The organism is Colwellia sp. BRX10-1, assembly GCF_014077545.1.
In the GTDB taxonomy this organism is placed as follows: Bacteria; Pseudomonadota; Gammaproteobacteria; order Enterobacterales; family Alteromonadaceae; genus Colwellia_A.
Genome location: NZ_JACGWC010000056.1, coordinates 1 through 3,039 on the forward strand (window position 1 = coordinate 1; position 3,039 = coordinate 3,039).

The window sequence follows — 3,039 nt, forward strand, 5'->3', positions numbered from 1 at the left end:
AGTAAAACTACTTGGGTGTTGTATGGTTAAGCCTCACGGGCAATTAGTATCAGTTAGCTCAAGACCTCGCAGTCCTTACACACCTGACCTATCAACGTTGTAGTCTCCAACGACCCTTTAGGGAGCTTAAAGCTCCAGTGAGAACTCATCTCAAAGCCTGCTTCCCGCTTAGATGCTTTCAGCGGTTATCAGTTCCGAACGTAGCTACCGGGCAATGCTATTGGCATAACAACCCGAACACCAGCGGTTCGTCCACTCCGGTCCTCTCGTACTAGGAGCAGCCCTCTTCAATTCTCAAACGCCCACGGCAGATAGGGACCGAACTGTCTCACGACGTTCTAAACCCAGCTCGCGTACCACTTTAAATGGCGAACAGCCATACCCTTGGGACCGACTTCAGCCCCAGGATGTGATGAGCCGACATCGAGGTGCCAAACACCGCCGTCGATATGAACTCTTGGGCGGTATCAGCCTGTTATCCCCGGAGTACCTTTTATCCGTTGAGCGATGGCCCTTCCATACAGAACCACCGGATCACTATGACCTACTTTCGTACCTGCTCGACGTGTCTGTCTCGCAGTTAAGCTGGCTTATGCCATTGCACTAACCGTATGATGTCCGACCATACTTAGCCAACCTTCGTGCTCCTCCGTTACTCTTTGGGAGGAGACCGCCCCAGTCAAACTACCCACCAGACAGTGTCCCCAAGCCCGATAAGGGCCCTAGGTTAGAACATCACGCATACAAGGGTGGTATTTCAAGGTAGACTCCACTTCATCTGGCGACAAAGTTTCATAGTCTCCCACCTATCCTACACATGTAGGAGCAATGTTCACTGTCAAGCTATAGTAAAGGTTCACGGGGTCTTTCCGTCTAGCCGCGGGTATACGGCATCTTAACCGCAAATTCAATTTCACTGAGTCTCGGGTGGAGACAGTGTGGCCATGATTACGCCATTCGTGCAGGTCGGAACTTACCCGACAAGGAATTTCGCTACCTTAGGACCGTTATAGTTACGGCCGCCGTTTACCGGGGCTTCGATCATCAGCTTCGCTTGCGCTAACCGAATCAATTAACCTTCCGGCACCGGGCAGGCGTCACACCGTATACGTCATCTTTCGATTTTGCACAGTGCTGTGTTTTTAATAAACAGTTCCAGCCACCTGGTTACTTCGACTACTCTTAGCTTACACCGCAAGGGTTTAACCGAGAGTAGCGTACCTTCTCCCGAAGTTACGGTACTATTTTGCCTAGTTCCTTCACCCGAGTTCTCTCAAGCGCCTTAGTATTCTCTACCTAACCACCTGTGTCGGTTTGGGGTACGGTTCCTATATATCTGAAGCTTAGAAGCTTTTCCTGGAAGCATGGCATCAACAGCTTCAACTCCGTAGAGTCTCGTCTCGTATCTCAGTGTTGAATGAAGACCCGGATTTACCTAAGTCAACCACCTACGTACTTTCACACGGACTACCAACGCCGTGCCTGTTTAGCCTACTCCGTCCCTCCTTCGCAATATATAGAAGTACAGAAATATTAATCTGTTTCCCATCGACTACGCGTTTCCGCCTCGCCTTAGGGGCCGACTTACCCTGCCCTGATTAACATGGGACAGGAAACCTTGGTCTTTCGGCGGGGGAGTTTTTCACTCCCCTTATCGTTACTCATGTCAGCATTCGCACTTCTGATACCTCCAGCAAGCTTTACAACTCACCTTCAACGGCTTACAGAACGCTCCCCTACCACTCATAGTAAACTATGAATCCGCAGCTTCGGTGACTAGTTTAGCCCCGTTACATCTTCCGCGCAGACCGACTCGACTAGTGAGCTATTACGCTTTCTTTAAAGGATGGCTGCTTCTAAGCCAACCTCCTAGCTGTCTATGCCTTTCCACATCGTTTCCCACTTAACTAGTACTTTGGGACCTTAGCTGGCGGTCTGGGTTGTTTCCCTCTTCACAACGGACGTTAGCACCCGCAGTGTGTCTCCCGCATATCACTCATTGGTATTCGGAGTTTGCAAAGGGTTGGTAAGTCGGGATGACCCCCTAGCCTTAACAGTGCTCTACCCCCAATGGTGTTCGTGCGAGGCTCTACCTAAATAGATTTCGGGGAGAACCAGCTATCTCCCGGCTTGATTAGCCTTTCACTCCGACCCACAAGTCATCACCGCATTTTTCAACATACGTGTGTTCGGTCCTCCAGTTGATGTTACTCAACCTTCAACCTGCCCATGGGTAGATCGCCGGGTTTCGGGTCTATACCCTGCAACTAAACGCGCAGTTAACACTCGCTTTCGCTACGGCTCCCCTAATCGGTTAACCTTGCTACAGAATATAAGTCGCTGACCCATTATACAAAAGGTACGCAGTCACCGGACTAAATCCGGCTTCCACTGCTTGTACGTATGCGGTTTCAGGTTCTATTTCACTCCCCTCACAGGGGTTCTTTTCGCCTTTCCCTCACGGTACTGGTTCACTATCGGTCAGTTAGTAGTATTTAGCCTTGGAGGATGGTCCCCCCATATTCAGACAAAGTTTCACGTGCTCCGTCCTACTCGATTTCACTCAAAGGTTGCTTTTGTGTACGGGACTATCACCCTGTATCGTTGTACTTTCCAGTACATTCCACTAGCGCCCAATAAGCTTAAGGGCTGATTCGCGTTCGCTCGCCGCTACTAACGAAATCTCGGTTGATTTCTTTTCCTCAGGGTACTTAGATGTTTCAGTTCTCCTGGTTCGCTTCATTAAGCTATGTATTCACTTAATGATACTGACTTATGTCAGTGGGTTTCCCCATTCGGAAATCATTGGCTATAACGGTTTTTATCACCTCACCAATGCTTATCGCAGATTAACACGTCCTTCATCGCCTCTAACTGCCAAGGCATCCACCACATACGCTTAGTCACTTAACCATACAACCCTAAGTAGTCTTTCGACACGAAGTACACCGTGGAGACTAATCCACAGCAATTGTAAAGTCTGACATTTTCACGCACAAATAAATGTGTCTTGAATAAGATGTTTACTCTGAGTAAGAG

Annotated in this window: 1 rRNA gene; it reads right to left on the reverse strand. The window is 49.0% G+C overall.

Annotated features, from left to right (window positions below):
- Positions 1 to 22: 22 nt before the first annotated feature.
- Positions 23 to 2,913 (reverse strand): 23S ribosomal RNA (locus tag H4J75_RS19425).
- Between the last annotated feature and the right edge of the window lie 126 nt (positions 2,914 to 3,039).